The organism is Streptomyces sp. NPDC005496 (genome assembly GCF_042872045.1).
Classification (GTDB): domain Bacteria; phylum Actinomycetota; class Actinomycetes; order Streptomycetales; family Streptomycetaceae; genus Streptomyces.
Genome location: NZ_JBIAJQ010000018.1, coordinates 77,042 through 103,726, shown reverse-complemented (window position 1 = coordinate 103,726; position 26,685 = coordinate 77,042). Strand labels below are relative to the sequence as shown.

At 72.4% G+C, this 26,685-nt stretch carries 21 protein-coding genes and 2 pseudogenes; 13 read left to right on the top strand and 10 right to left on the bottom strand.

The window, feature by feature from the left end; genetic code table 11:
- Positions 1-145 precede the first annotated feature (145 nt).
- From ACFYQQ_RS38290 to ACFYQQ_RS38275, 4 genes are all read right to left on the bottom strand, one after another.
- Positions 146-1,414 (bottom strand): S8 family serine peptidase, encoded by a 1,269-nt coding sequence (locus ACFYQQ_RS38290; protein ID WP_388907133.1) that lies wholly within the window; start codon positions 1,412-1,414, stop codon positions 146-148.
- Positions 1,411-4,728: a right-handed parallel beta-helix repeat-containing protein gene (locus ACFYQQ_RS38285; RefSeq protein WP_356173939.1), complete on the bottom strand. Its 3,318-nt coding sequence runs from the start codon at positions 4,726-4,728 to the stop codon at positions 1,411-1,413. The genes ACFYQQ_RS38290 and ACFYQQ_RS38285 overlap by 4 nt, the downstream gene beginning before the upstream one ends.
- A 143-nt stretch (positions 4,729-4,871) precedes the next feature.
- Positions 4,872-6,065, bottom strand: coding sequence for a ricin-type beta-trefoil lectin domain protein (locus ACFYQQ_RS38280; RefSeq protein ID WP_388907130.1), 1,194 nt, complete (start codon positions 6,063-6,065; stop codon positions 4,872-4,874).
- Between the two features lie 68 nt (positions 6,066-6,133).
- Positions 6,134-6,946: a type VII secretion system-associated protein gene (locus ACFYQQ_RS38275; RefSeq protein ID WP_388907144.1), complete on the bottom strand. Its 813-nt coding sequence runs from the start codon at positions 6,944-6,946 to the stop codon at positions 6,134-6,136.
- Positions 6,947-7,486: 540 nt separating this feature from the next.
- Here ACFYQQ_RS38275 and ACFYQQ_RS38270 point away from each other — a divergent pair.
- The 5 genes from ACFYQQ_RS38270 to ACFYQQ_RS38250 all read left to right on the top strand — a co-directional run bounded on the left by ACFYQQ_RS38270 (position 7,487) and on the right by ACFYQQ_RS38250 (position 14,311).
- Positions 7,487-8,488, top strand: a complete 1,002-nt coding sequence (locus tag ACFYQQ_RS38270; protein ID WP_388907127.1) for a mannose-binding protein — start codon at positions 7,487-7,489, stop codon at positions 8,486-8,488.
- Positions 8,489-8,685: 197 nt separating this feature from the next.
- Positions 8,686-8,955, top strand: a complete 270-nt coding sequence (locus ACFYQQ_RS38265) for a hypothetical protein (RefSeq protein WP_355793763.1) — start codon at positions 8,686-8,688, stop codon at positions 8,953-8,955.
- A gap of 384 nt (positions 8,956-9,339) precedes the next feature.
- Positions 9,340-10,728 carry a ricin-type beta-trefoil lectin domain protein gene (locus tag ACFYQQ_RS38260; RefSeq protein ID WP_355793765.1) on the top strand — a complete coding sequence of 463 codons (1,389 nt, stop codon included), beginning with the start codon at positions 9,340-9,342 and terminating at the stop codon, positions 10,726-10,728.
- Positions 10,729-10,841: 113 nt separating this feature from the next.
- A complete protein-coding gene (locus ACFYQQ_RS38255) occupies positions 10,842-12,995 on the top strand; it encodes an RICIN domain-containing protein (protein ID WP_388907141.1) in 2,154 nt (717 codons plus the stop codon).
- Positions 12,996-13,021: 26 nt separating this feature from the next.
- On the top strand, positions 13,022-14,311 hold the full coding sequence (locus ACFYQQ_RS38250) for a ThuA domain-containing protein (RefSeq protein ID WP_355784892.1): 1,290 nt from the start codon (positions 13,022-13,024) through the stop codon (positions 14,309-14,311).
- Positions 14,312-14,500: 189 nt separating this feature from the next.
- Here the strand turns inward: ACFYQQ_RS38250 and ACFYQQ_RS38245 are convergent, their stop codons facing one another.
- Both ACFYQQ_RS38245 and ACFYQQ_RS38240 read right to left on the bottom strand, forming a co-directional pair.
- Positions 14,501-15,334, bottom strand: coding sequence for a DUF1206 domain-containing protein (locus tag ACFYQQ_RS38245; protein WP_355784889.1), 834 nt, complete (start codon positions 15,332-15,334; stop codon positions 14,501-14,503).
- Entirely contained in the window at positions 15,331-15,729 is a 399-nt protein-coding gene (locus ACFYQQ_RS38240) for a hypothetical protein (protein ID WP_355784887.1), read from the bottom strand. Before ACFYQQ_RS38240 ends, ACFYQQ_RS38245 begins: the two co-directional genes overlap by 4 nt.
- A gap of 170 nt (positions 15,730-15,899) precedes the next feature.
- On the opposite strand from ACFYQQ_RS38240, the gene ACFYQQ_RS38235 reads away from it, so the two are divergent.
- The 7 genes and pseudogenes from ACFYQQ_RS38235 to ACFYQQ_RS38205 all read left to right on the top strand — a co-directional run bounded on the left by ACFYQQ_RS38235 (position 15,900) and on the right by ACFYQQ_RS38205 (position 20,941).
- Positions 15,900-16,823, top strand: coding sequence for a MurR/RpiR family transcriptional regulator (locus ACFYQQ_RS38235; protein ID WP_355784884.1), 924 nt, complete (start codon positions 15,900-15,902; stop codon positions 16,821-16,823).
- A gap of 302 nt (positions 16,824-17,125) precedes the next feature.
- Positions 17,126-17,506, top strand: a complete 381-nt coding sequence (locus ACFYQQ_RS38230) for a hypothetical protein (protein WP_355784882.1) — start codon at positions 17,126-17,128, stop codon at positions 17,504-17,506.
- Between the two features lie 64 nt (positions 17,507-17,570).
- Positions 17,571-17,759 (top strand): annotated as a pseudogene (locus ACFYQQ_RS38225) (antibiotic biosynthesis monooxygenase); the annotation flags it as partial.
- Positions 17,760-17,977: 218 nt separating this feature from the next.
- A complete protein-coding gene (locus tag ACFYQQ_RS38220) occupies positions 17,978-18,118 on the top strand; it encodes a hypothetical protein (RefSeq protein ID WP_355784879.1) in 141 nt (46 codons plus the stop codon).
- 119 nt (positions 18,119-18,237) lie between these two features.
- Positions 18,238-19,131, top strand: a complete 894-nt coding sequence (locus ACFYQQ_RS38215; RefSeq protein ID WP_355784877.1) for an MBL fold metallo-hydrolase — start codon at positions 18,238-18,240, stop codon at positions 19,129-19,131.
- 9 nt (positions 19,132-19,140) lie between these two features.
- Positions 19,141-19,446, top strand: a complete 306-nt coding sequence (locus tag ACFYQQ_RS38210) for a YkvA family protein (protein ID WP_356239725.1) — start codon at positions 19,141-19,143, stop codon at positions 19,444-19,446.
- 82 nt (positions 19,447-19,528) lie between these two features.
- Positions 19,529-20,941, top strand: coding sequence for a CAP domain-containing protein (locus ACFYQQ_RS38205; protein WP_388907119.1), 1,413 nt, complete (start codon positions 19,529-19,531; stop codon positions 20,939-20,941).
- A gap of 7 nt (positions 20,942-20,948) precedes the next feature.
- On the opposite strand, the gene ACFYQQ_RS38200 is transcribed toward ACFYQQ_RS38205, so the two are convergent.
- Genes ACFYQQ_RS38200 through ACFYQQ_RS38190 form a run of 3 tightly spaced genes read right to left on the bottom strand, consistent with a single transcriptional unit; the run spans position 20,949 to position 24,610 of the window.
- On the bottom strand, positions 20,949-21,485 hold the full coding sequence (locus tag ACFYQQ_RS38200; protein ID WP_355791192.1) for an adenylate kinase: 537 nt from the start codon (positions 21,483-21,485) through the stop codon (positions 20,949-20,951).
- Positions 21,486-21,509: 24 nt separating this feature from the next.
- The gene (locus ACFYQQ_RS38195) at positions 21,510-23,876 is read right to left on the bottom strand and encodes a glycosyl hydrolase family 65 protein (RefSeq protein WP_355791195.1); all 2,367 of its coding nucleotides are present in this window, start codon (positions 23,874-23,876) and stop codon (positions 21,510-21,512) included.
- The gene (locus ACFYQQ_RS38190; protein ID WP_355791198.1) at positions 23,873-24,610 is read right to left on the bottom strand and encodes a beta-phosphoglucomutase family hydrolase; all 738 of its coding nucleotides are present in this window, start codon (positions 24,608-24,610) and stop codon (positions 23,873-23,875) included. The genes ACFYQQ_RS38195 and ACFYQQ_RS38190 overlap by 4 nt, the downstream gene beginning before the upstream one ends.
- Before the next feature lie 243 nt (positions 24,611-24,853).
- Here ACFYQQ_RS38190 and ACFYQQ_RS38185 point away from each other — a divergent pair.
- Positions 24,854-25,498, top strand: a pseudogene (locus ACFYQQ_RS38185) (nucleoside/nucleotide kinase family protein); the annotation flags it as partial.
- 99 nt (positions 25,499-25,597) lie between these two features.
- On the opposite strand, the gene ACFYQQ_RS38180 reads toward ACFYQQ_RS38185, so the two are convergent.
- Positions 25,598-26,566 (bottom strand): aldo/keto reductase, encoded by a 969-nt coding sequence (locus tag ACFYQQ_RS38180; protein WP_355793232.1) that lies wholly within the window; start codon positions 26,564-26,566, stop codon positions 25,598-25,600.
- Between the last annotated feature and the right edge of the window lie 119 nt (positions 26,567-26,685).

The following is a 26,685-nucleotide window of genomic DNA, read 5'->3' as shown; positions in this document are numbered from 1 at the left end:
GCACATCTGCGGCGTTGTCGTCGGTCGCCGAAGCTCCGCTTCGACTCCCTCCTCCGCCTTGCAGCTGCACGCACCAGACCCCGCTCGGGCCGGCCGGGACGAACCGTCCGTCACGGCCGACCTGATCCAAACGACAGGCCCTAGGTCAGTCCTCCTCCGTCGCGCCCGTCGTCGCCGTAGCCGTCCCGCCCGCACCCGCCGGACGCCATCCCCGCGCGCGGGCCCGGGGAACGGCGTACGCGGCCCACAGCAGGGCCAGGACACCGCCGGTGCCGACGAGGACGAAGAGCGTGGCGCGGTCCGTGGCGCGGTCGGCGGACGAGGTGTCGCGGACACTCACGGGAACCGCGGTCCGCCCGGTGCCCGCCGATCTGCCGGTGTCGCCGAGGACCGTGGTGACGGCCGCGTAGGGGTCGAGCTGGGGGATGTCGGCGGGATAGGCGGTCGCGGTCAGGCGGCGTGCCACGGCGGCCGGCGAGTCGCCGGGGCGGGTGGCACGCACCGCGGCGGCGGCCCCTGCGGCGTAGGCCGTGGCGACCGAGGCACCGGCGCCGAGGTAGTGGCCGTCACCGCGCGGACCGCCGGAGACGACCCCGGCGCCCGGTGCGGCCAGGTCGATCCCGCTGGTGGGCAGCGCCTTCTCCGGGCGCCCGCCGCCGGGAAGCATGTCGGCGACCGACAGGACGCCGGGCTCGCCGGCCGGCCAGTAGGTGCGGGCCGGGATGTCGTCGGTGCCGCCGCGCGGCGGGTCCGGGGTGGCCGCGGCGACCACCACCGCGCCCTTCTCACGGGCCTCGGCGACCGCCCGGCTCAACTCCGCGTCACGGCGCGGCAGTGCCACCGCGACCGCGATCACCCCGGCTCCCGCCTCGGTCGCCTCGCGCACCGCCGCCGTGACCAGGCCGGCGCTCGCCCGGCCGCGTGTGTCGGTACCGCGCAGGGCGAGGATCCTCGCTCTCGGGGCGACCCCGGTCAGCGGCGCGGCGCCCTCGCCGGTGCCCGCGATCAGCCCGGCCAGGAAGGTGCCGTGTCCGACACAGTCCTCGGCCGCGGTGCCCGGGGCGGTGACGCGGCCTTCGAGTCCGGCGGCGTCGGGATCGACGCCGGTGTCGATGAGGGCGACGGTCACACCGGCGCCGGTGCTGTTTCCGTGCAGCCGGTCCAGGTCGAGGCGCTGGCGGGACCAGTCCTGCTTCTCCGCCTTCTCGCGGGAGGCGGGTGTGCAGTTCGCGGCCTCGGAGTCGGCGGCGAGCGCGGAGGGCATGCCGGGTAGCTCCTGGCCCTTCTTCCCGTCGGCCGACGGCGGCCGGGACGGGGGCGCCGCCAGGGCGGGACCGGCCGCGGGCAGCACCAGCGCGGCGGCGAGGCCCGTGCAGGACAGCAGGCGGGCGACCCCGCGGGTGGACGTTCTCACCGGGGGGCCGCCTTCGGTGCCGCGGACACGATGTCCTCGGGGAGCAGGATGCGCAGGTCGTCGAGGGTGGGCGCGGACAGTGAACTGAGCCGCCCCGCCTGGCGGGTGACCATCGACTCGACCACCTGGCGGGCCAGCCGGGCGTTGCCGAAGGAGCGGTCCCGGGGCAGCGAGTCGAAGTACTCCTTGAGCAGCGGGCCGGTGCCGGGTCCGCACTCGTACCCCATGGCCGCCGCCTGGGAGCGCACGATGGTGACGAGTTCCTCGGAGGAGTAGTCGGCGAAGCCGATCCGGCGCGGGAAGCGGGAGGACAGGCCGGGGTTGGAGGCGAGGAAGCGCTCCATCTCGTCGGTGTATCCGGCGACGATGACGACCACTTCGTCGCGGTGGTCCTCCATCAGCTTCAGCAGGGTGTCCACCGCCTCCTGGCCGAAGTCGGCGCCGCCGCCGCGCGGGGTGAGGGTGTACGCCTCGTCGATGAACAGCACGCCGCCACGGGCCCGTTCGAAGACCTCGCGGGTGAGCTGGGCGGTGTGGCCGATGTAACGGCCGACCAGGTCGGCGCGGGCCGCCTCGACCAGCTGCCCCCGGTCCAGGATGCCCAGCTGGCTCAGGATCTCCCCGTACAGCCGCGCGACGGTGGTCTTGCCCGTGCCGGGCGGCCCGGTGAAGACCAGGTGGTTGCTGAGCGAGGGCACCGGCAGCCCCGCCGCGGCGCGGTGGCGGGCGGTGGTGATGAGGTTGACCAGGTCCGCGACCTCGCGCTTCACCTCGGCCAGGCCGATCATGTCGCCGAGGCGGGTCAGCGGGTCGTCGGCCGGGGCGGTGGTCCGGGTCGCCTGTGCGGCGGCGGTGGCGGAGACGTCCTCCGGCAGGAGCAGCCGCAGATCGTGCTCGCCGACCTGTGGCAGCGAGGCGAGCCGGACCGCCTGTCTGTCCACCATCTCCTCGAACACCCCGCGCGCGGCACGGCCGTTGCCGAACCCGCTGTCGCGCGGCATGGCCTCGAAGTGCGCGGCGAGCGCGGCCGCGGTGCCCTCGCCCAGCTCGTACTGGTGCTGGGCGCACATGTTCTCCATGATCGCGACCAGTTCGGGCACCGAGTAGTTCTCGAACTCCACGGTCCGCGAGAAGCGGGAGGCCAGACCGGGGTTGGAGCCCAGGAACGACTCCATCTCACGGGAGTACCCGGCCGCGACCACCACCACGTCGTCGCGGTGGTCCTCCATCAGCTTCAGCAGGGTGTCCACCGCCTCGCGGCCGAAGTCGGCGCCGCCGTTGCCGCTGTCCGAGGCGAGGGTGTACGCCTCGTCGATGAACAGCACACCGCCGAGCGCCCGTTGGAAGGTCTCGGTGGTCTTGATCGCGGTGCCGCCGACGACCTGCGCGACGAGGTCGGCGCGGGAGACCTCGACCAGGTGTCCGCTGCGCAGCGAGCCCAGTTCGGCGAGGATCGCCCCGTACAGGCGGGCCACCGTGGTCTTTCCGGTGCCGGGCGGACCGGCGAAGATCAGGTGCCGGCTCATCGGCGGTGCGGACATGCCGAGTTGTTCGCGGCGCTGGGCGAGCTGGGTCAGGTTGACCAGGGTGCGCACCTGCTGCTTGACGTTCTCCAGGCCGATCAGCGCGTTGAGGGCGCCGAGCGGGCCGTCCGCGCGGTCGGGCGGGGGCGCGTCCGCGGCGCCGGAGCCGGCCGGGTCGGTGTTCTCGGCGCTGCCGGAGCCCCAGGCGTCGCGCTTGCCGTTGCCGGTGCTGTTCAGGCCGTCCACGGCCAGCCGTTCGCCGGGGGCGGTCTGCACCAGGCCCCCGCCCTCGTTCTCCCGGGCGAGGCAGTTCACCAGGGAGACCGGCGCGGTGGACTCCACGCGGAAGCCGTCCTGGGCGCCGCCGGAGACCTCGCAGCCGCTGAGGGAGGCGAGCGCGCCCTCACGGAGCAGGAAGCCGTGCCCCCTCGCGGCGTGCACGGAGGTGCGGTTTGCGGTCAGTTCACCGCCCGCGGCGACGACCACGCCCTCCTCGCCGGATATCTCGACGCGGAAGTCGCGCACGGTGACGTTGCCGCCGTCCTCCACGACCAGCCCGCTGGTGGCCGTGTCCGAGACACCGCCGCCGGCCAGGTAGAGCGTGCTGCCGGAGGCCGCGCGGACGCCGGCGCCCTTCGGCCGGACGACCTCGCAGTCCTCGATCCGGCCGCGGGCGTCCTTGGCGGCCGAGATGCCGTCACCGGCGGGTTCGACCAGACGGGCCCGGCGCAGCAGCGGGTTGGCGCCGCCGCGCACCGCGACGGCGGGCGAGCCGCCGATCACTTCGAGGCGGTCCAGTTCCGCCGCCGAGTCCTCTTCCAGGAGGAGCCCGGTCTGCTCGCAGTCGCGGACCGTCAGGCCGGTGAGGGCCGGGGAGGCGGCCCCGGCGACCCGCAGCGCCGCCCCCTGCGCGCCGTCCACCCAGCAGTCCTCGAAGGTGCCGCGCGCCCGGTCGGTGACCAGTACCCCGTGCCCGCGGGTGCGCGAGACGCGGCAGCGGCGCAGCACCGGGTCGGTGCCCCGGGCCAGCGTGATGCCGTTCCCGGACGCGCCGGTGACGCGGACGTCCTCCAGCGTCGTACGGCCCGTGCTGCTCAGGTGCACGCCGGTGCTGGTGTCGTGCACCACGGTGCGGACCACCGAGAGGGAGCAGTTCCCCTCCAGGGCGATGGACGGCTTGTCGGTGGAGGAGATGTCGCAGTCCTCGACCGTGCCGCGGGCGTCGTCGTTGGCGAGCAGCCCGTTGCCGCGGGCGTCGCGCACGGTGCAGCCCCGGATGCGGGCCTCGCCCTGCTCCGCGAGGACCAGGCCGCTGGTGCCCAGGTGCTCGAAGGTGCAGGACTCCACGGTGGTGGGCGTGGTCGAGGTGACGACGATGCCGGCGCCCTGCGCGTTGCTGACCCGGCACTCCCGCAGCGCGAGGGAGCCCGTTCCGCCGGCCAGCATCGCGGTCCAGGCGGCTCCGACGATCTCGCAGCCGTCGAGCGCGGCCTGTCCGCGCCGCACGTCCACGGCGGGCAGTTCGGCGTCGCCGCCGCGCAGCGTCAGCTCGGAGAGCATCACGGCGTCGGCGCGCAGCGCGATGACGCTGCCCGAGCGCGGCCGGATCTCGACCGTTCCCCGCCCTTCGGCGGCGGTGAGGGTGACCCTGGTGTTGATCACCAGGTTCTCCGCGTACGTGCCGGGCCGGACGCTGATGAGTGCGCCGGTCCGGGCAGCCGCGAGTGCCTCACCGATGGTCCGGTAGCGGTCCCGGTCTCCCGGGCCGACCGACAGTACCTGGCGCGACACGCACCAACCTCCTTGCCACGGGGGCGTCTTCAGTGAACGTCCCCCTCTTCGGGGGCGTGTGCCGGCGAGCCGACGGTGCCATCATGCCCCGCCCGCGGGACGGACGGACATCGGGAGTGCGCTCCCGCCGGACGGGCGCGCGGTCAGACGCTCCACTTCTGGTTGTCGGTCCCGGCGCAGCTCCACAGCTGCAGTTGGGCCCCGTTCCCCCTGTTGTTGTCCCTGATGTCGACGCACTTGCCTACGACGGTGTTGACCAGGTCGTGGCTGGCGTTGAGTACGAACTTCTGAGCGTTGTTGTCGCTGCACCAGGCGATCTGGATGGGCGTGCCGTCGTTGTAGTTCGCGCCGGCCACGTCCAGGCAGAGGCCGCCCTTGGTGCGGACGGTGCCGTCGGACGCGAACCGCCATTTCTGCGCGTCGCTGCCGTTGCAGTCCCACACGACCAGCTGCTTGCCGTCCGAGAAGTCACTGCCCGGTACGTCTACGCAGCGTCCCGAGAGGTGGCTGCGCAGGGTGACGGGAGCGCCGAGGGTGACACCCGAACCGGCCTTCGCGGGCTGGTCCTTGCCGCTGTCGGCGCTCGTCCCGCCGTCCCGCTTCTTCGGCTGTTCCTTGTCGCCGGTGTCCTTCGAGCCGCCGCGCTCCGGAGCCTTGGCGGCGGGGGACGCGGAACTCCCCTTCTTCGGCTTCTTCTTGTCGCCGAAGTCCTTCGCGTCGGCGTCCGGGGACCGGGTGCCGGGGGTGGCGGCGGCGAACTCGCCCGGTGCCTCCTGGGCGTCGCCGCCGAGGACGGTTCCCGCCGACGCGGGTCCCTTGCGGTCCTTGTCGTCGTTTCCGCCGAGCATCAGCAGGGGCGCCGACACGAGCAGCGCGCCCGCGACGGCCGCTCCGGCCAGTACCGCCCTGCCCGGCCGTCCCACGGGCCGGGCCTCCTGCTGCGGCCGGTCGATCGCGGTCGCGGTCATCGTCCGTACGAGCGCGGGCAGCCGGCTCTTGGCCGCCGCGGCGGCGCCGGGGTCGCTCTCGGCGTCGGGCTCCGCGGTCCGGTCCGGGGCGGTCGTCCCCTCGGCCTCGGCGTTCTCCGTACGGGCGTCGGGGTCCGCCTCGGCCGTCGTGGGCTCTGAAGCGGCCCCGGATTCGGCGGAGTTCGCGCTGGACGTGCCCTTGCCTTCGGCTGCCGCGGCCGTCGTCTCGGCCGGCTCGCCGCCGGGCTCGGAGGCGGCCCCGGCTTCTCCGGTCCGCGTGGTGGCCGTGCCGCGTTCGGTGGAGGCCGCGACGGCGGTCTCCACCGGGTCCGTGCCGGGTTCGGGGGCGTCGGCGGCGACCGTGGTCACGGCCGTCTCCTCGCCGTCCGCTCCGGACGCGGCACTCGGGGAGGTGGGGGGTTGCTGTGCCGGACGTGTCACGTGGTGGTCCTCCCTGTGGCGTGGGGCCAGGGTCGAGCGGAGTCGTCGTCGACGGGTAAGGCGCTGGGGCCGTCGGCGCCGGACGGGCGGCCGTCCGCGTCGACGACGGCGCCGGTTGCGGGTGCTGCCTCGGTGCCCGGCACACGTACGGGATCGAGAAGGCTGTCCGCCGGTACGAGCAGGGGTGCCGCGGCCCCGGGGTTGGCGAGCAGACGGGTGCCGGAACCGTTCAGTGAACGGGCCAGGTCCCTGGCGGGCAGGGTGCCGTGCCGAAGTGCCGGGGACATGAACGCGTGGACCGGTGAGGTGAACAACAGCACCACCGGCGTACCGTCCTGGCCTGCGGCCGTGAGCGGGCGGCCGTCCGCCCCGCTCACCACGCTGACCTCTGCGTCCGCGAGCGCCGCGATCGCCTCGTCCACGGTCCCGTAGCCGGTGGCGGCGCGCTGGGCCGCCGCGTCCACGGGGTCGGAGGGTTCGGGCCAGCCGAGGACGCGGGCCGAGGGCCGGTAGGCGGGGTTGGCCCGGTAGTCGCCTACTCCGCCGCTCTCGTCCGACTGCCACTCCCCCAGCACGGCCCACTCCGGCGGGGTCCGCTCCTCGGTCCACTCCGGGTCGACCACGCCGATCCAGTGTCCCGGGGCCCGGCGGGCGGCGTCGCGCACGGCCTCGGGTATCTCGGGCGCGTCGGTGCTCTCGCCGGTCTCGGGGGCGGCGGCCACGGGCGACTCGGGGGCGGTGGGGCCGGCCTCGTCGGGCACCGCGGACGGGGCGTCATGCCTGCCCTCTTGCCTTTCTCCGGGCCGCATCTTCACCTGAACTCTTCGGTCCGTACGGGTTCCTGGGTGCCGCACCGGATGCGCGCACGCCGACACTGATCAGATCGGGGAGCCAACAGGATGCCACACACGCCCCTTCCGTGTGCGCCGAGGACGGGCCCGTATGGGGTCTCTCACGTGCCCGTTCTCTGCCCGTTCGGAGAACTTTCCGGGAGCAGTGAGGCGTGGCGGGACAAAGCGGCGTGGCGTACGGGACGGCCGGTGCTGCTGTCGCTCTTGTGACGGGCTAAGTTGGATACGCCATCGGGCCCGTCGAACGTACGACTGCCTTCCGCCCGGGCGTCCAAGCCAGGGGCGCACGAGGGGACTTCGCGGTTCGCTGGGCCTCGGACCGGCCGCGGCCGCCACCGTGGACGGACAGGCGGGCCCGGCGCACCGCACCGGGCCGAACTGGCGCATCTCGACGAGCACTTGACCAACGCCCGCCGAGCCGACCGGTGTTCACCGGCCCGCCCGCCGCGCGGGTCCGTGCCCCTCACCGACAGCTCCGCCACCGAGGAGGAGTACCGCATGTCCCCCACGCCCCAGACCCCCGGCGCGAACGCGGAGGCGGCCGCCGCCCGCGCGGCGGAGGCAGGGTCCACGCCCCCGTCTTCGCCTCCGTCCCCGGCGCCGGACGAGCAGGCCCCGAGCGTGGCCGCCGCCCCCGAGGCGGAGTCCGGAAGCAGCCCGGAGACCGAGGAGACCGCCGCGGAGCCGGCGCCCCCGGCCGCCCCCGCACCGCAGGCTCCCCCGGCCGCCGCCGAGCCCGCCGAGGAGCCCGAGGAGGGCACCGCCACGGCGGTGGCCGTCGCGGCCACGCCTCCGAACGTCAAGTCCGAGACGGGCGTCGGCACCGGGCGTCCCCGCAAGCCGGTCCTGGCGGGTGCCGCGATCGCCGGCGCCGTCCTGGTGGCCATACCCCTGCTGCTGGCCGGCAGCGCGGACGACGAGCGTCCCGGCTCGGCCAAGGGGCTGGCCGCGGGCTCCGACACGGTCCTGAACGCCAGCTCGGCCCCCGCCGCGCTCGACGACTACGTGGCCGAGAAGCCCAGCGTGTCGCCGGGCAGGAAGAAGCCGAAGAAGAGCGAGGCCCCCAAGGTCGCCGTCGCCCCGCCCGCGCCCTCGCCGTCGCCGTCGCCGAAGCCGAGCAAGTCGCCCGAGAAGAAGCCGAAGGCCGAGACCAAGCCCAAGGCGGACCCGAAGCCGAACTGGGGCACCAAGACCGTCTACGCGACCAGCGTCCTGCGGGTCGGGCAGTCCTGGTCCACCAACCGCATCCGCATGATCATGCAGACCGACGGCAACCTCGTCGTCTACAACGAGCACGACAAGGCCATCTGGGCGTCCATGACGTTCGGGCCCGACCACCGGGCGATCTTCCAGCAGGACGGCAACCTCGTCATCCACAACGCCGACGACCGTCCCATCTGGGCCTCCCGCAGCCACGGCCACGAGAACGCCCAGCTCGTCCTGCGCGCGGACGGCAAGGTGGTCGTCCTGCACAACGGCGGGGTGGTCTGGTCGACCTGACGCGACGGCGGTCCGGTTGCCGGACCCCGGCCCGCACACCGTGCGACCCGGGAGAGGGCAACTGGACGAGCCCACCGCCGTTTGCGAACCTCGGACTCCACACCAGGGCCCGAGAAGGCCGCCGCCTGAACGCGTCACGCGGCGGCGAGGAGAACCTTTGAAGATCCGACGCCGCACCCACCTCGTCGACGGCTCTGGTGACCGCCGTCCTCCTCGCCTCCCGCACCGGCCCGGACGGGGCCGACCGCCTCGCGGCCGAGGGGCGTGACTGGCACTGGGACGAGCAGGCCGGCGCGGCCGAGGCCTCCGCGTTCATGCGTGTCGCGGTACCCGAGGACGCCACCGGGACCAAAGGCGCCGTCCAGATCAATCCGCAGGAAGACGTCTACCTGCTCACCTTCGTCAACAGCGTGAAGAACGCCGAGCGCGTCGCGGGCGACCTGCGCTCCGAAGAGCCTCTGAAGTGAGGTCGAAGGACTTCGCCCCGCGGGGAGAGCGCTTCGGCCACCTCGGACTGGCCGAACCCCAGACACTCGACGGGCCCCGCTGGGCCGGGGTGTGCCCTCCGTGCGTCCAGGACGACCGCCGCGGAGACGTGCAGTAGATCGACATCTACATCGAGACACTGAAGGGCGACCGGGCGCGGGTCCACCTCCAGGCGTTCTGAACCGCCGCCCTTCAACTCCTCGCACCCACACACCCGTTCCCGGGTCTCTTTGCTTCACCTCTTGACGTGTCTGGTTCAGACCTTTAGGTTCACCGATCACCAAGCCTCCACGAATGCGCTCGATGTTCACGTACGTGAACCCTCTCCCCCCACCATCAGCCACCTGTGAAGGGCCGTGATCCCTATGGCCGGACGTTCCCGCGCGCGCTCCACCGCGCTCCGTGTCACCCTCTCGACAGCAGCCCTGACCCTCTCGGCAGGCGCTCTCACCGTGTCGCCCGCGGCAGCCGCGACCGGCACCGTCACCGGGCTCGGCGGCAAGTGCCTCGACGTCGCCGGAGCAAGTTCCGCCAACGGCACCGCCGTTCAGATCTACGACTGCAACGGCACGACCGCCCAGCAGTGGACCGTGGGCTCCGACCAGACCATCCGGGCGCTGGGCAAGTGCCTCGACATCACCGGCAACTCCACGGCCAACGGCGCGAAGCTGCAACTGTGGGACTGCACGGGTGGCGCGAACCAGAAGTGGACGGTCACCGCGGCCCGCGACATCGTCAACCCGCAGGCCGACAAGTGCCTGGACGTCACCGGCAACACCTCGGCCAACGGCACTCCCGTGCAGCTCTGGACCTGCACGGGGGCCGCCAACCAGAAGTGGACCGCGCCCGCCGCGGGCGGTGGCGGCACGACCCCCTCCGCGCCGATGGCCGTCGCCCCGTACCTCTACAACGGCTGGGGCAGCCCGCCGAACCCGGCCACCGTCATGAACGCCACCGGCGTCAAGTGGTTCACGCTGGCCTTCGTCCTCAGCAACGGCTACTGCAACCCCCAGTGGGACGGCAGCCGCCCGCTCACGGGCGGCGTCGACCAGCAGACCGTCAACACCGTGCGCGCCAACGGCGGCGACGTCATCCCGTCCTTCGGCGGCTACAGCGGCAACAAGCTGGAGAGCTCCTGCTCCAGCGCCGGCGAACTCGCCGCCGCGTACCAGAAGGTCATCAACGCCTACGGGCTGAAGGCCATCGACATCGACCTGGAGGCCGACGCCTACAGCAACGGCACAGTGCAGCAGCGGACCGTGGACGCGCTGAAGACCGTCAAGACCAACAACCCCGGCATCAAGGTGTACATCACCATCGGCACCGACCAGAGCGGGCCCGACACCGGCCTGATCAAGCGGGCGGCCGCCTCCGGCCTGACCGTCGACAGCTGGACCATCATGCCGTTCGACTTCGGCGGCGCCGGCCAGAACATGGGGACGCTCACCCTGCGGGCGGCCGAGGGGCTCAAGTCGGCGCTCAAGAGCGCCTACGGCTACAGCGACGACCAGGCCTACCGCGGCATGGGCATCTCCTCCATGAACGGCATCACCGACGTCAACGAGACCGTCACCCCCGCCGACTTCCAGACCATCCTCGGCTACGCGCAGCAGCACCACCTGGCCCGCCTGACCTTCTGGTCCGCCAACCGCGACCGGCCGTGCCCCGGCGCCTACCCGAACGACGACACCTGCTCGGGCGTGGCCCAGACCCCCTGGCAGTTCACGAGCATCTTCGCCAAGTACACCGGCTGAGCCCTCGGTCCACGTCTCCCCACCCCCCCCCACCTCCAGGAGTAGCCGTGCCCAGATCGAGGCGAGAACCCGGCCGCCGCCGGACACCCGGACTGCTCGGCGTGTTCGCCCTCGTGGCGGCCGCCGCGACCGGCGTGGCGCCGGCCGCACCGGCCGAGGCCGCCACCGCTGCCGCCGCCGCGGTGCCCACCGGCTGGGCCACCGTCGTCAACGCGGGCAGCGGCAAGTGCGTCGACGCGCGGTCCGCCGCCACCGCCGACGGCACCGTCGTCCAGCAGTACGCCTGCAACAGCACGCAGGCCCAGCAGTGGCAGTTCAAGGACACCTCCGGCGGATTCGCCCAGGTCGTCAACCGCCCGGCCGCCACGAAGGCCTGGGACGTGAAGGACGTCTCGACCGCGGACGGCGCGGGCGTGCAGCTGTGGACGTACGGCGGCGGCGACAACCAGCAGTGGCAGGCGGTGGCCGAGTCGGGCGGCACCTACCACTTCGTCAACCGCAAGAGCGGCAAGTGCCTCGACGTGCCGAGCGCGTCGACCGCGGACAGCGTGCAGCTCCAGCAGTACACCTGCAACGGCAGCCAGGCCCAGTCCTTCTACGTGAACCCGGTCGACGCGCCCCAGCCGCCCGGCACCCCCGACCTCGGGCCGAACGTCACGGTCTTCGACCCGTCGACCCCGGCCGCCACCGTCCAGAACGCCCTCGACGCCGCCTTCGCGCAACAGGAGACCAACCAGTTCGGCACCGCCCGCAAGGCGTTCCTCTTCAAGCCCGGCACCTACGACGCCGACGCGAACGTCGGCTTCTACACGCAGGTCGCCGGTCTCGGGCTGTCCCCCGACGACGTCACCATCCGCGGCGCCGTGCACGCCGAGGCGGACTGGTTCCAGGGCAACGCCACCCAGAACTTCTGGCGGTCGGCGGAGAACCTGTCGGTGACCCCGGCCTCCGGAACCGACCGCTGGGCGGTGTCACAGGCGGCGCCCTACCGGCGGATGCACCTGCGCGGCAACCTCCAGCTGGACGACGGCGGCTGGTCCAGCGGCGGCTACATGGCCGACACCAAGGTCGACGGCCAGGTCAGGTCGGGCTCGCAGCAGCAGTGGCTGTCCCGCAACACTGAATGGTCGAGCTGGACGGGCTCCAACTGGAACATGGTGTTCGTCGGCGCCAGGAACGCTCCCGCGAACAGCTTCCCCAGCCCGCCGTACACCACGGTCGACCAGAGCCCCGTCACCCGCGAGAAGCCGTTCCTGTACGTCGACCCGGCCGGCGCCTACAAGGTCTTCGTCCCGGCCGCGCGCACGAACACGAGCGGTACCACGTGGAGTTCGGGCACACCGGCGGGCACGTCCCTGCCCCTCTCGGACTTCTTCGTCGTCAAGCCCGGTGCCACGGCGGCGCAGATGAACGAGGCGCTCGCCGCGGGCAAGCACCTGCTGGTCACCCCGGGCGTCTACCACCTGAGCCAGACGCTCAAGGTGACCAAGGCCGACACCGTGGTCCTCGGACTCGGCCTCGCCACGCTCATCCCCGACAACGGCATCACCGCCATGACCGTCGCCGACGTGGACGGCGTCCAGCTCGCCGGGCTGCTGTTCGACGCCGGGACCACGAACTCCGCGCGGCTGATGGAGATGGGCCCGAGCGGCTCCTCGGCGGACCACGCGGCAGACCCCAGTTCCCTGCACGACGTGTTCTTCCGCGTCGGCGGCGCGGGCGTCGGCAAGGCGACCACGAGCCTGACGGTCAACAGCGACGACGTCATCGGCGACCACCTGTGGATCTGGCGTGCCGACCACGGCAGCGGCGTCGGCTGGACCAGCAACACGGCCAACACCGGACTCGTCGTCAACGGCGACGACGTCACCATGTACGGCCTGTTCGTGGAGCACTTCCAGAAGCACCAGACGCTCTGGAACGGCAACGGCGGCCGCACGTACTTCTACCAGAACGAGATGCCGTACGACCCGCCCGGTCAGGCCGCCTGGATGAACGGCTCGACCCAGGGCTACGCCGCCTACAAGGTGGCCGACTCCGTGACCAGCCACCAGGTGTACGGCTTCGGCAGCTACTGCTACTTCAACGTCGATCCGGCCGTCACGGCCGAGCACGCCATCGAGGCACCGAACACCGCTAACGTCCGCTTCAAGAACATGGTGACGGTGTCGTTGGGCGGCACGGGCACCATCCGGCACGTCGTCAACGACCGGGGCGGACCCTCCAACTCCGCCACCAACGTGGCCAACCTGGTGAGTTACCCGTGAGCCGCACCGAAGGGACCGATTCCCCGATGCACGTGACCAGATCCGCACCGGCCCGCGCCGCCCTGCGCGTGCTCCTCCTGCTGGCCACCCTCCTCGGCCCGGCGGTGACACCCGCCCACGCGGCCCCCGCGGCGACCCCCTTCAAGGTGCTGGCGCTCTACAGCGGCACCTACGACGCGGCGCACATCGACTTCGTCAAGGAGGCGAACGACTGGTTCCCCCGCCAGGCCGCCGCGAACGGATTCACCTACACGCCCAGCAACAACTGGGACCTGCTGAGCAACGGCGGCGTGAACGCCTACCAGGTCGTCCTGTTCCTCGACGACGCGCCGCAGACCGCGGCCCAGCGGGCCGGCTTCGAGCAGTACATGCGGGGCGGCGGCGCCTGGATGGGCTTCCACGTGGCCGCCTTCACGACCGACGCCGCCGCCTGGCCCTGGTACCACAACCAGTTCCTCGGCAGCGGAAATTTCAGCACCAACACCTGGGGACCGACCAGCGCGAAACTCAAGGTCGAGAACAGCACCCACGCCGCCACCAGGAACCTGCCGGCCACCTTCACCTCGTCGGTCAGCGAGTGGTACAGCTGGACCAAGGACCTGCGGCAGAACCCGGACATCAAGATCCTGGCCTCCGTCGACCTCAGCAGCTTCCCCCTGGGCACCGACCCCGACCAGTCCTGGTACAGCGGCTACTACCCGATCCTGTGGACCAACACCCAGTACCGGATGCTGTACGCGAACTTCGGCCACAACGCGATGAACTACTCGACCAACACGCGTCTGTCGTCGACGTTCGCGAGCGAGACCCAGAACCGGTTCCTGCTGGACGGCCTGAAGTGGCTCGGCGGCGCCGACCCGACGACACCCCCGGCGGACGGCATCTCCGAGACCACCTGGTACTCCCTGACGAACCAGGCCAACGGCACCTGCGTGGACACCCGTTCCGCCGCCACGGCGAACGGCACCGCCGTCCAGCAGTACACCTGCAACGGCACGCAGGCCCAGCAGTTCCAGTTCCGTGCCACGGACAGCGGCTACACGCGGATCGCCGTCCGGGGCAACCCGCAGCAGGTGATCGACGTGGTCGACCGCTCCACGGCCGACAACGCGCCGCTCCAGCTGTGGAGTTACTCCAGCGGGACGAACCAGCAGTGGCGGCCGGTGAAGGAGAGCAGCGGGCGGTACCACTTCGTCGCCCGGCACAGCGGCAAGTGCCTGAGCGCGGCCTCGACCGCGACGAACAGCGTCCAGCTCACCCAGCGGACGTGTGACGACTCCTCGGTGCAGAGCTTCGCCCTGACCGCGCAGCCCTGACCGATCAGGCCCGGTGCCCCCGCCGCCGCCGTGCGACGGGGGCACCGGTGCGTCCAGGCCGGCTGTGGTGACGTAACGTCAGCAACTTTCCGTCAGAACGGAGTTGACGGAGGACGGTGCTTCAGACGCCGAACGGCCGGCCCCCCGCTGAGCGGGAGCCGGCCGTGTGCCGCTGTTCGTGTCAGGTCCTCAGACCCTGCGCCAGCGGGCCATCGCGAAGGAGAACACCCCGAACAGGACGAGGCCCGCGGCGACGCACGCCAGCAGCCAGGGCCCGACGGGGGTCTCGGCGAACGACCTCAGCGTGTCGTCCAGCCCCTTGGCCTTGTCGGGCTCGTAGGCTACCGCCGCCCGCACCGCGAAGACACCGGCGACGGCGAACACCACACCGCGCGTCGCTCCGCCGCCCACACCCGAGACGTCGACCACCCGGCGCGTCGTCCGCGACATCTCACCGAGCTTCATGTGCTTGTGGTACTTGCGCATCACCGCCCGGACGGCGATCCACACGCCGGCACAGACGATGCCGACACCGCCCGCGCCCACGATCCACTGGCCGCCGGGCATCTCCAGCACCCGGGCCGTCACGTCCCGGGACTGCTTGTCGCTGGACTTCCCGCCGCCCGAGCCCGCGGCGAAGGACAGCACCGAGTAGGCGACGAACGCGTAGAAGACGCAGCGCGCCGCCGACATGAGCCGCTTGCGCCAGGAGCGGCCGTTCTCGCCGACCGCTCCGAAGACCGCCTCGGACAACCGCCACAGCGCCATGCCGACGAGGCCGGCGCCCAGGATCCACAGCAGCGCCGCCCCGAAGGGCTGCGCGGCGATCTCCTCCAGCGCACCACTGCGGTCCGCCTGCCGGTGCCCCTCGCCGAAGGCGATCTGCAGCGCCAGGACACCGACCAGCAGATAGATCACACCACGTGCGGCCAGTCCCGCCTTGGCGGCGGTCTCCGTCGCCGAACCGGTCGCCGCTCGCCGGACGCGGAATCGCCCTCCCCTTGCCACCGCGTCCGCGTTCATATGGCCTGGTCCCCGTTCGCCGCCTTGTTCTCCAGCCGCAGCTGGACCTCCACTTCCTGGTCACCGGCCTCTTCGCCCAGTACGTGCACGGTGAACGCCTCGCCGAGGGCCTCACGCAGGTGCTTGACCGCGAGAGGACCGCCCTGGACGTCCGCGGTCACCGGCGCCGAGAGCTGCGCGGGCGGCACGGGGGTGTCTCCGGACGAACCGGAGGTGTCGAAGGTACCGGTCCACATCGTGGGCCGCTTCCCCTCGGTCTCATGAGGCTTGTCCTCGGCACAGCGGTCCGAGGAGAAGCGGCTGCACAGTGCCGCGAACAGGCTCCCGGCGTCCGCCGCGGAGCAGTCGCTGAGCACCACCTGAACCTGCGATGCGGCCAGCGGACTCGTACTCATCGAAAAGCCTCTCCCTCTCGCCTGCGCACAGGCGCGTTCGTGCTGACACGGGTACCCCGAGGGTGGCGGTGAAACGGGTCGGCTGCCACCTGGTTGTGGCCGTACCCGCCCAGGTCAGCACGGACAGTGAGCTATGTTGAGTCCTCGTGGGACACGAAGGAGGCGGCCCGGTGCCATCGCCGCAGCAGGCACGCGCGCAGGCATCTGCGATCACCTCGGGCAGGACGGCACCGGAGGCGGGCGCGGCCCCGACCTCCCAGCTCAGGGAGCTGTTCGACGGCCCCCGGCTCTCGCCCGGGCAGCGGCGCATCGCCCAGTACCTGATCGAGCACATCACCGAGGCGGCCTTCCTGTCGATCACCGATCTCGCGGAGCGGGTGGGTGTCAGCCAGCCCTCGGTGACCCGTTTCGCCGCCGCGGTCGGCTTCAGCGGCTACCCGGCGTTGCGGGAGCGGCTCCAGGCGATCGCCCTCGCCACGCTCGGCAGCGCGCCGGCCACGCCCGCGGAGAACCGCAGCAACGAGCTCCAAGCGGCGGTGGACGCCGAGATCGAGAACCTGGAGAACCTGCGCCGCGACTTCGCCGACCCCGACCGGGTGATCGAGATCGGCCGTGCGCTGTCCCTCTCGACCCCGCTGACCGTGCTGGGCCTGCGGATCTCGGTGTCCCTGGCCGAGTACTTCGCGTACGCCGCTCGGCGCATCCACCCGGACGTGCGGCTGGTGACCCGGGGCGGCAGCGTCGCGTACGACGCCCTGCTCCAGTCGAGGGAGGCGGGCGGCACCTGGGTGCTGGCCTTCGCGATGCCCCGGCACGCCCAGGAGACGCTCACGGCGGTGCAGGTGGCGCGGCGGGCCGGGCTGCGGGTCGCGCTGGTCACCGACCTGGCGCTGGGGCCGCTGGCCGACGAGGCCGACGTCACCTTCGCCACCGGGACGGGCTCCCGGCTCGTCTTCGACTCCTACGCGGCGCCCGTGGTGATGTCCTCGGCGCTGCTCCAGGCCATGACCGACGCCGACCCGGAGCGGACCCAGGGCCGCCTGGAGGAGTACGAGCAGATCGCCGAGCAGCACCACTTCTTCCTGAAGGACTGACGACGCGGCACGGTGCGTGACGGTGTCATCACCGGACTATTCCTCCCATATCGCGCATGAATTTTTTCATGTCCTTGCGTATCCGGCGGTATATATAAATACTCCTTGCGGATCGTGACCCCAGAGGCCTCCGGGGTCACCTCCGACGATCACCCGGGGCCGTCCGCTCCTACCCAACGGGTTCCGGGTGCTCGGAACGGGACTCGTTCACGAGTGCCGTGGCGGCGGCCCCGGTCATCCCCTAGGTCGGGGCCGCCCCAGAACCCGCACTGAGCCGCCGACGTCCCCCGGAAGCGAAGAACATGGCCCTGACTTACTCGCCGATCAGTACGGACTGGCCGTGCCAGGTCAAGAACCCCGGCAGCTACGACTGGGAGAGGTCGGCCGCCAAGTGGCTGCGCGACCTGGTGCCGGCCCGCTACGCCAGCTACCCGGCGCTCATGCGCCACCCCGTGCTGCTCGCCCGCCACGCGCAGATCCAGGTGCAGCAGGAGATGCGGGTCGCGCGGACGGCGCTGCAGACCGCGCGCGCCGAACTCCCGGCCCTCGGCATCCCCGAGTCCGTCATCGAGCACACCATCAAGATGTACGCCGCCGAGGTCCGCCAGCTCCACCACATCGCCCGCAGCATCAGGGTCGTCAGCCAGGCCCTCGTCGACGGCGGTGCCGGCCGCCCGCACTGACGGCGCACCGCCCCGGAGGCGCGCCGGTGCATGACCGGCGCCACACGTGGCAGACGATGTCTACATGAGCACCCCTCACGGCGACCCCATCACGACCGTACTCACCTGGAAAATCCGCCCGGGACACGAGGCCGAGTTCGAGGAGTGGACGCACGGCATCACGCGCTGCGCGAGAGAGTTCACCGGCAACGAGGGCGTCTCCTGGCTGCGCCCCGAGGACGGCCACCTCAGCCACGCCGTACTCCGCTTCGCCGACGCGCGGCGGCTCGGCGAGTGGCTGGACTCGCCCGAGCGCGCCAAGTGGCACGCGCGGATCGAGGGCGTCGCCACCGAGGTCAGCAGCGAGCGGCAGTCGACGACCGGGATGGAGACCTGGTTCAGTCTCCCGGGCACCGCGGTACGGGCACCCGCGCGCTGGAAGATGGCCCTCACGACGTTCCTGGGCGCCTATCCGTGCACCCTGCTGATCCAGTGGCTGGTGACGCCGCGGACGGCCGCCTGGCCCCTGCCGCCGTGTTCCCGCTCGTCCTGCTGCCCCTGCTCACCTACGTCATCATGCCCGGACTCAGCCGGCTGTTCCGGCTGTGGCTCTATCCCTCGCCCGACGCCTGATCAGCGGCAGGGCGGGTACGCGAGCCGTGGTAATTTCCCCGCGGCGGCGCGGCCGTGCCTGCCTCGGGCCGGATGTGAGCCGTACCCGGTCAGCAGGACGACGCAGCGAAGGAGCCGTCGTGGACGCGCCAGAGCCGCAGGGCCTCGTCACCGCCGCATCCCCCGGCGTGCGCTCGCTCGAAGTGCGGTGGATCCACGGATCGCCGTCGGCGAAGCACGACACGGACCCCGAGATCCAGGTCCACGTGTACGACGAGCACACCGTCGTCCTGCGGCAGAACATGGCCGTCGACTACGAGGCGCCGTTCCTCTTCCTGCTGTTCGGCGAGACCCGTGCCGTGCTGATCGACACCGGGGCGACCGCGTCGCCCGCGTTCTTCCCGCTGCGCCGGGTGGTCGACGGACTCATGGACCGGTGGCTGGCGGCGCACCCCCGGGACGGCTACGGACTGCTCGTGCTGCACACCCACCCGCACGGCGACCACATCGCGGCCGACGGCCAGTTCACCGGCCGCCCGGACACCCGCGTGGTGGACGCGGCCCGCGACAGCGCCTTCGCCTACTTCGGCTTCACCGACGACCCCGACCGGATCGCGCGCGTCGACCTCGGCGGGCGGGTGCTGGAGTGCCTGGCCACCCCCGGCCACCACGAGGCGGCCGTGACGTACTACGACCCCTGGACCGGGTTCCTGCTCACCGGCGACACCGTCTACCCGGGCCGCCTCTACGTGGACGACTGGCCCGCCTTCACCCGCAGCGTCGACCGGCTGATCGCCTTCTGCGCGGAGCGGCCCGTCAGCCACGTCCTCGGCTGCCACATCGAGATGACCCGGCGTCCGGGCGAGGACTACCCGGTGCGCACCACGTACCAGCCCGACGAGCCGCCTCTGCAACTGCCGCCGGAACGGCTGCGCGACATCCGCGCGGCGATCGACGAGATCGGGGACCGGCCCGGACGCCACGCCTTCACCGACTTCGTCGTCTGCCGACTCGACACACCCGACCACGACTAGGACGCGGACATGGAACCCACGACACGGAACCTGCTCGTCGTCGGCGCGATCCTCGCGGCGGCCGTACTGGCGGTGGCCGTCGCCCTGCTGGTCCGGCTCGTGCGGGCCCGCCGCGATCTGCGCCGCGCCGGGCTCCCGGCCGGCCCCCGCTGGGTGTTCTGGGGTGCCGTCGCCTATCTCGTGCTCCCCACCGACCTGGTGCCCGACCCCGTTTACCTGGACGACATCGGCGTCCTGCTGCTGGCCCTCAGGTCGCTGCGCTCCGCCGTGCCGTCGAGGGAACCGCGCGGTACCGGCCGGGCGTTGTCGGAGTAGCGGCCCGAGGGGTGCGGCCAGGGACGGCGGGCCGCCCGCTCGGCAGGCCGCTGCGGAGGACCGACACCCGACGGGCGGCGCGATGAGCGAGCTTGTTCCCGGGGGCAACGTGCCCCTGCCGTCCGGCACCCTGACGCTCCGGGTGCCGGGCCCCTTCGACGTCAGCGCGCTCATCACGGACGACGGCGGGAAGGTCCGGGGCGACGGCGACTTCGTCTTCTACAACCAGCCCGGCGCGCCCGGGGTCCGGCTGACGGGCGAGGGCCTGACCGTGGACCCCGCGGGGCTGCGGCCCGGCGCCTCCCGTGTCTGCCTGGTCGTCGGCGCCGCCGACCCGGACACACCCCTGGGCCGGCTGCCCGTGCCCGTACTGCATGTGAGCGGGCCGGGCGGGCGTGCCCTCGTCCGCTTCGCGCCGCCACGCCCCGACAGCGAGAGCGTCCTGCTGATCGCCGAGATCTACCGGCGCGGCACTGGATGGAAACTGCGCGCGCTGGGACAGGGCTACGCCGACGGACTCGCGGGCGTGGCCCGGGACTTCGGCATCGAGGTCATCGACGAGACTCCCGCCGAGCCGGCCCGCCGGGCACCGGAGGCTCCCCGCCCCGCGCCCCTCGGGACGACCCCCGCCATGCCTGCGCCGCCTCGCCCGGCACCCGGGGTCGTCCCGCCCCGGCCCGCCGGCCGGCCGCCCGGTGGAGACCCCCGCGTCCACCAGGGCCCCGACGAGTTCCTCGCGCGCGTGAACGCCGCACGCGCCGCCGCCGGGGCCCCGCCCGTGTTCACCGAGGCGCGGCTGACGGCCGCGGCACAAGCGCACGCCGCCGCGATGGCCGCCACCGGACGCCTCGGCGCCGAGACCCTGGACGGCGTCTCCGTCCACCAGCGCCTCACGGCGACCGGATACGCGTACCTGACCGTCGGCGAGCACCTGGTGTCGGGCCCGCGCACCCCGGCCGAGTTCGTGGAGTACTGCCTCTCGACGGAGCGGTCCCGACTCACCCTGTGCGCACCGGCGTTCGGCCAGGTCGGGGTGGGCCACGCCGCCGCGCCGCGCTCCGGTGACCTGTTCTGGACGGCGCTGTGGGCCTGCCCCTTCTCCCCCGCCGGACTGGCGCGGACGGCGGCGGAGGTCCTCGCGCTGACCAACGCCGAGCGGACGTCGGCCGGTCTGCGCCCGCTGGCCGCGGACGCCCGGCTGACCGAGGCCGCGCAGGCGCACAGCACCGACATGGCCGTCCGCGGCTTCTACTCCCACACCTCGCCGGAGGGCCGGGAGCCCTGGGACCGGGCGGCCGCCGCGGGCTCCGGCCACCGCTCCGTCGGGGAGAACATCGCCTGCGGTCAGCGCTTCCCCACCGAGGTCGTCCAGGGCTGGATGAACAGCCCGGGCCACCGCGCCAACATCCTGAAGCCGGCCTTCACTCATCTCGGCGTCGGTTTCGCGGGCGGCGGCCCGGCGGGCACGTACTGGACGCAGCTCTTCGGCGGCTGACGCGGCGTCAGTCCGACTCGGCGGCCGTGAGGGACCGCAGCCAGCGGGCGGTTTGACGCGGGGTGGTGAAGCGCTCGACCCGGAGCGGAGCGAACCGCGCGTCCTCCGCGCGGCGGCCGATCTCCGCGCGCCGCGCCCCGTGCCGGGACCAGGCCCACCAGGCGGGGTGGTCGGCGCGGAACCAGTCCGCCAGGGTCTCCCTGTTGCCGCCGAAGAGCCGCTCGCGCGTCAGCGTCCTGCGCAGCGAGCGGCGCAGGACGCGCGGCATGACCACGCCTCGCCCGTAGTCCAGCCAGAGCACCGTGTCGGCGCGCTCCCACAGCAGGTCGCGGACCTCCGGATAGCCGAACGAGTCGAAGATCCAGCCCGGGGACCCGGCGATGCGGCCGACGTCCTCGGCGAACGTCTCGTTCACCGCCCAGCCGGGCCCCGCGAAGTACAGCACGTCCATCTCGTGGTACGGCAGGCCGAGTTGTGCCGACAGGGCGCGCGCCAGGGTGGACTTCCCGGCTCCGCTGATGCCGGCCACGAGGATGCGCTTCATGCCGGGAGCATACGTCCGGCCCGTTCACCCCCCGTCGACGCGTCCCAGCAGTCCGCTGTTGGGGCGCCGGTGCGGCGGCTGCTCCGGTGCCGGGCGCTGCCGGGTCTTCGGTATGTCGCGCTGCCGCGCCTTGTCCGCGTCGACGGTGAGCGGTTCGCCGTAGTGGTGGACGGTCAGCGGTTCGCCGGACAGCAGGGTGTACGTCGCGGCGGCCGGTTTGACCTCCACGCGCAGGCGGCGGCCGAGTATCTCCACGTGGAAGGCCAGACGGCTGATCCGCTCGGGCAGCCGGGGCGCGAACTCGATCCGCTCGCCCTGGTGCCGCATCCCGCCGAAGCCCGCGACGAGCGCCATCCACGCCCCGGCGAGGGAGGCGATGTGGAGCCCGTCGCGGGTGTTGTGCTCCAGGTCCTCCAGATCCATCAGCGCCGCCTCCATCAGGTAGTCGTAGGCGAGGTGCGGATGGCCGGTCTCGGCGGCGATGACGGCCTGGCAGCACGCCGACAGGGAGGAGTCGCGGACGGTGAGGGGTTCGTAGTAGGCGAAGTTGCGGGCCTTGTGCTCCTCGTCGAAGAACGGGCTGCACTTGTACATCGCGAGCACCAGGTCCGCCTGTTTGACGACCTGCTTGCGGTAGATGTCGAAGTACGGGAAGTTCAGCATCAGCGGATACTGCTCCGGGCCCGTGGACGCGAAGTCCCAGCGCTGGTAGCGGGTGAAGCCGGAGTGCTGCTCGTGGACGCCCAGTTCGTGGTTGTACGGGATGTGCATGGCCTCGGCGGCGTCGCGCCAGGCGGCGCTCTCCTCGTCGTCCACACCGAGGGCCGCGGCCCGCCGGGGATGGCGCTCGACGACCTCGGCGGCGGCGAGCAGGTTCGTACGGGCCATCAGGTTGGTGTACGTGTTGTCGTCCGCGACCGCGCTGTACTCGTCCGGTCCCGTGACGCCGTCGATGTGGAAGTTCCCCTGGTGGTCGTGGTGGCCGAGCGAGCGCCACAGCCGGGCCGTCTCCACCAGCAGCTCGACGCCGGTGTCGCGTTCGAAGGCCCGGTCACCGGTGACGGCGACGTAGCGCACCACGGCGTCGGCGATGTCGGCGTTCACATGGAACGCGGCGGTGCCGGCGGGCCAGTACGCCGACCCCTCCGATCCCGCGATGGTCCGCCACGGGAACGCCGCGCCCTTCAGCCCGAGGAGGGCCGCCCGTTCGCGGGCGGCCGACAGGGTGTTCTGGCGCCAGCGCAGGGCCTCGGCCACGGCATTCGGCGACGTGTACATGAGCAGGGGCAGAACGAAGGTCTCGGTGTCCCAGAAGGCGTGCCCGTCGTAACCGGAGCCGGTGAGCCCCTTCGCCGGGATGGCCCGCTGCTCGGCGCGGGCACCGGCCTGCAGCACGTGGAAGAGGGCGAAGCGGACCGCCTGCTGGACCTCCTCGTCACCGTCCACCTCGACGTCGGCGCGGGCCCAGAAGTCGTCCAGGTAGGCGCGCTGTTCGTCGACGAGGCCCTGCCAGCCCGACCTCGTGGCCGCCGCCAGCGCCGCGTCCACCTGGTCGCTCACGGCGGGCAGCGACCGCGTGCTCGACCAGCCGTACGAGACGAACTTCTCGACCCTCAGCTTCTGCCCGGGGGCGAGGACGGAGGTGACGGTGAGGCGGGCGACGTCGTCGGTGCTCTCGCTGTCCGTGGTCGTCGGTTCCGGTCCGTCGACGGCGTGGTCGGCGGCGGCGCCGACACGCAGGCCGCTGCGCCGGGTGCGGTGCACCAGACGCAGCCGCCGGTCCTTCGCGAAGTGCTCCTCCGGTTCCAGCGGCGAGTCCAGCGCGACCGCGGCCCGGGGGTCTCCGTTGTGGCCCGGGAGTTGCTCGTTGGCGACGAGCTCCGACTGGACGACGATACGGCTCTCGCTGCCGACGGCCTCGACCTCGTAGGCCACGGCGGCGATCGACCGCTGGGTGAAAGAGACCAGCCGCGTCGACCGCACCCGCACGGTCGACCCGGCAGGCGACGTCCACTCGCAGGTCCGGGTGAGCAGACCGGTGCGCAGGTCGAGGACCCGCTCGTGCGAACGCAGCCGGCCGTACCGCAGATCGAAGGGCTCGTCGTCGACCAGCAGCCGGATGATCTTCCCGTTGGTGACGTTGATGACGGTCTGCCCGGACTCCGGGTAGCCGTATCCCGCCTCCGCGTACGGCAGCGGGTGGGTCTCGTGGACGCCGTTCAGGTAGGACCCCGGCAGGCCGTGCGGCTCCCCCTCGTCGAGGTTGCCGCGCCAGCCGACGTGCCCGTTGGACAGCGCGAACACCGACTCGCTCTGCGGGAGCACGTCGAGGTGCAGGATGTGCTCCCGCACCGCCCACGGCTCGACGGCGTACGACGTGTGGGTGATCAACGCTGCTCCCTCAGTTCGGCCAGGTCCGACACGACGACGTCCGCGCCGTGCTCGCGCAGGGCGTCCGCCTGGCCGACGCGGTCCACGCCCACGACGTACCCGAAGTGCCCGGAACGGCCGGCGTCCATGCCGGCCAGCGCGTCCTCGAACACGGCGGCCGCCGACGCCTCGACGCCGAGATCGCGGGCGGCTGCCAGGAACGTGTCCGGCCGCGGCTTGCCGGGCAGTTTCCGCTCCGCGGCGACCACGCCGTCGATCCGGACGTCGAAGAGGCACTCCGCGCCGATCGACCTGAGGACGTCCCGGCAGTTGGCGCTGGAGGAGACCACGGCGGTGAGCAGTCCCTCGGCGCGGGCCGCCTGGATGTAGCGCAGGGTGGTGTCGTAGGCCTCGACGCCGTCGGTGCGGATCAGGTCCAGCAGCAGTTCGTTCTTGCGGTTGCCGAGGCCATGCACCGTCTCCTCGTCCGGCGGGTCGTCGGGGCCGCCCTCGGGCAGTTCGACGCCGCGCGAGGCGAGGAAGGAGCGGACGCCGTCGGCACGGGGCATTCCGTCCACGTACCGGTCGTAGTCGTCGTCCGAGAAGGGACGGAAGCCGTCGCCGTCGCGCCGGCGCAGGAAGTCGTCGAAGGTCCGCTTCCACGCGGCTGCGTGCACGACGGCGGTCTTGGTGATGACCCCGTCGAGATCGAAGAGACAGGCCTGGATTTCTTTCGGAAGACCGAGCTGCGTCATGGTGAGAACCTTCCCAGGGCGGTGCCCTCCCAGCGGGTGGCGGGCGCCACACGCCGATCGCGTACGTCAGCCGCGCGGCGCCCGGTGCGATGGTGCTGTCCGGCTGCGGGCATCGTCGGTTCATACTCCTTCCACGATCTCGGAAAGCGTCTGCCCGAGATGGGGAGCGTCATCCCCGCCAGTCCTGCCGGCAGCGGCTCTCGGGATTCCGCCCGGCCGCCCGACCACCGAAGGGGAAACGCGTCCATGACCTTCGACGACCTCCTGAAGCGAGCGGCAGCGCTCGTGCGACCCGGCCGCCGCGCCCTGCTCGGCATCGCGGGCAGTCCCGGCGCGGGCAAGACGACGCTGGCGGAACGCCTCGTCGCGGCACTCAACGAGGACGTCGCGCCCTGGGCCGCGCACGTCCCCATGGACGGCTTCCACCTGGCGGACGCCGAGTTGGACCGGCTCGGCCGCCGCGACCGCAAGGGCGCCCCCGACACCTTCGACGCGGCGGGCTACGCGGCGCTGCTGCGCCGGCTGCGCGAAGACGAGGACGACGTCGTCTACGCGCCGGGTTTCGAACGCACCCTGGAGCAGCCTCTCGCGGGCGCCGTCCCGGTCCCCCGCAGCGCGCGCCTGGTCGTCACGGAGGGCAACTACCTCCTCGTACCGGACGGCGACTGGGCGCGGGTGCGGCCGCAACTGGACGAGGTCTGGTTCTGCGAGCTCGACGAGGAGGAGCGCGTACGCCGCCTCGTCGCCCGCCACGAACGCTTCGGCAAGGACCACGACACGGCGGTCGCCTGGGTCCACGGCACGGACGAGCACAACGCCCGACTGGTGGCCACGACCCGCGAGCACGCCGACCTGGTGGTGCCGGGGACACTCGTCCCGCGTGACTGAGCGCGGGACGCCGGCCTCGGTTCCCGCCAGACGAGAGAACCCGGTGGCCCGGAGAACGGGCACGCCCGGCGGGGCCGTGCACGCCGCCGGGCGGGGACGTCAGTGGCCGCTGATCGCGTGCGGCGTGTAGGGCTCCTCCAGCTGTTCGCCCTCCGTGTCGCTCAGTTCGAGGCTCAGGGCGGCGACCGCGTCGTCAAGGTGCCGGGCCTTGGTGGCGCCCACGATGGGAGCGGTCACGGAGTCCTGCCGCAGCAGCCAGGCGAGGGCGACCTGCGCCCGGGGCACACCGCGTTCGGCGGCGATCCGGCCGACGGTGTCGACGATGACGCGGTCACCCTCCTGGTACAGCTTCTTGCCGTACTCGTCGGTGCGGCTGCGCTCGCTGTCGGTGGCCCACTCGCGGGTCAGCCGGCCGCGGGCGAGCGGGCTCCAGGGCAGGACGGCGACGCCCTGGTCCGCGCAGAGCGGCAGCATCTCGCGCTCCTCCTCGCGGTAGAGGAGGTTGTAGTGGTTCTGCATGGAGGCGAACCGCGTCCACCCGTTCAGCCGGGCGGTGTACTGCGCCTTGGAGAACTGCCACGCGTACATCGAACTCGCCCCGATGTAGCGGGCCTTGCCCGCCTTGACCACGTCGTGCAGGGCCTCCATCGTCTCCTCGACGGGCGTGGCCGGGTCCCAGCGGTGGATCTGGTAGAGGTCGACGTAGTCGGTGCCCAGACGGCGCAGGCTGTTGTCGATCTCGGTCATGATCGCCTTGCGGGACAGGCCGCGGCCGTTGGGCCCCTGGTGCATGGCGCCGTTGACCTTGGTCGCGATGACGACCTCCTCGCGGCGCGCCAGGTCCGCGAGCACTCGTCCGACGATCTCCTCGCTGGTGCCGTCGGAGTAGACGTTCGCCGTGTCGAAGAAGTTGATCCCGGCGTCCAGGGCCTGCCGGATCAGCGGGCGGGACGCCTCCTCGTCGAGGGTCCACTCGTGCGTGCCGCGGTCCGGGACGCCGAAACTCATGCATCCCACGCAGATCCGGGACACGTCCAGGCCCGTCGAACCGAGCTTCACGTACTGCATGTTCACTCCTGCCGTCACGGAGGCGGGGCGCACCTCACCCCAGGCCGACGGTACACAGGAGAGATCCCACCGGCACGCCCCGAACCGCAGGCAGGCCCCGTTCCCGTGAACTCCGGCGC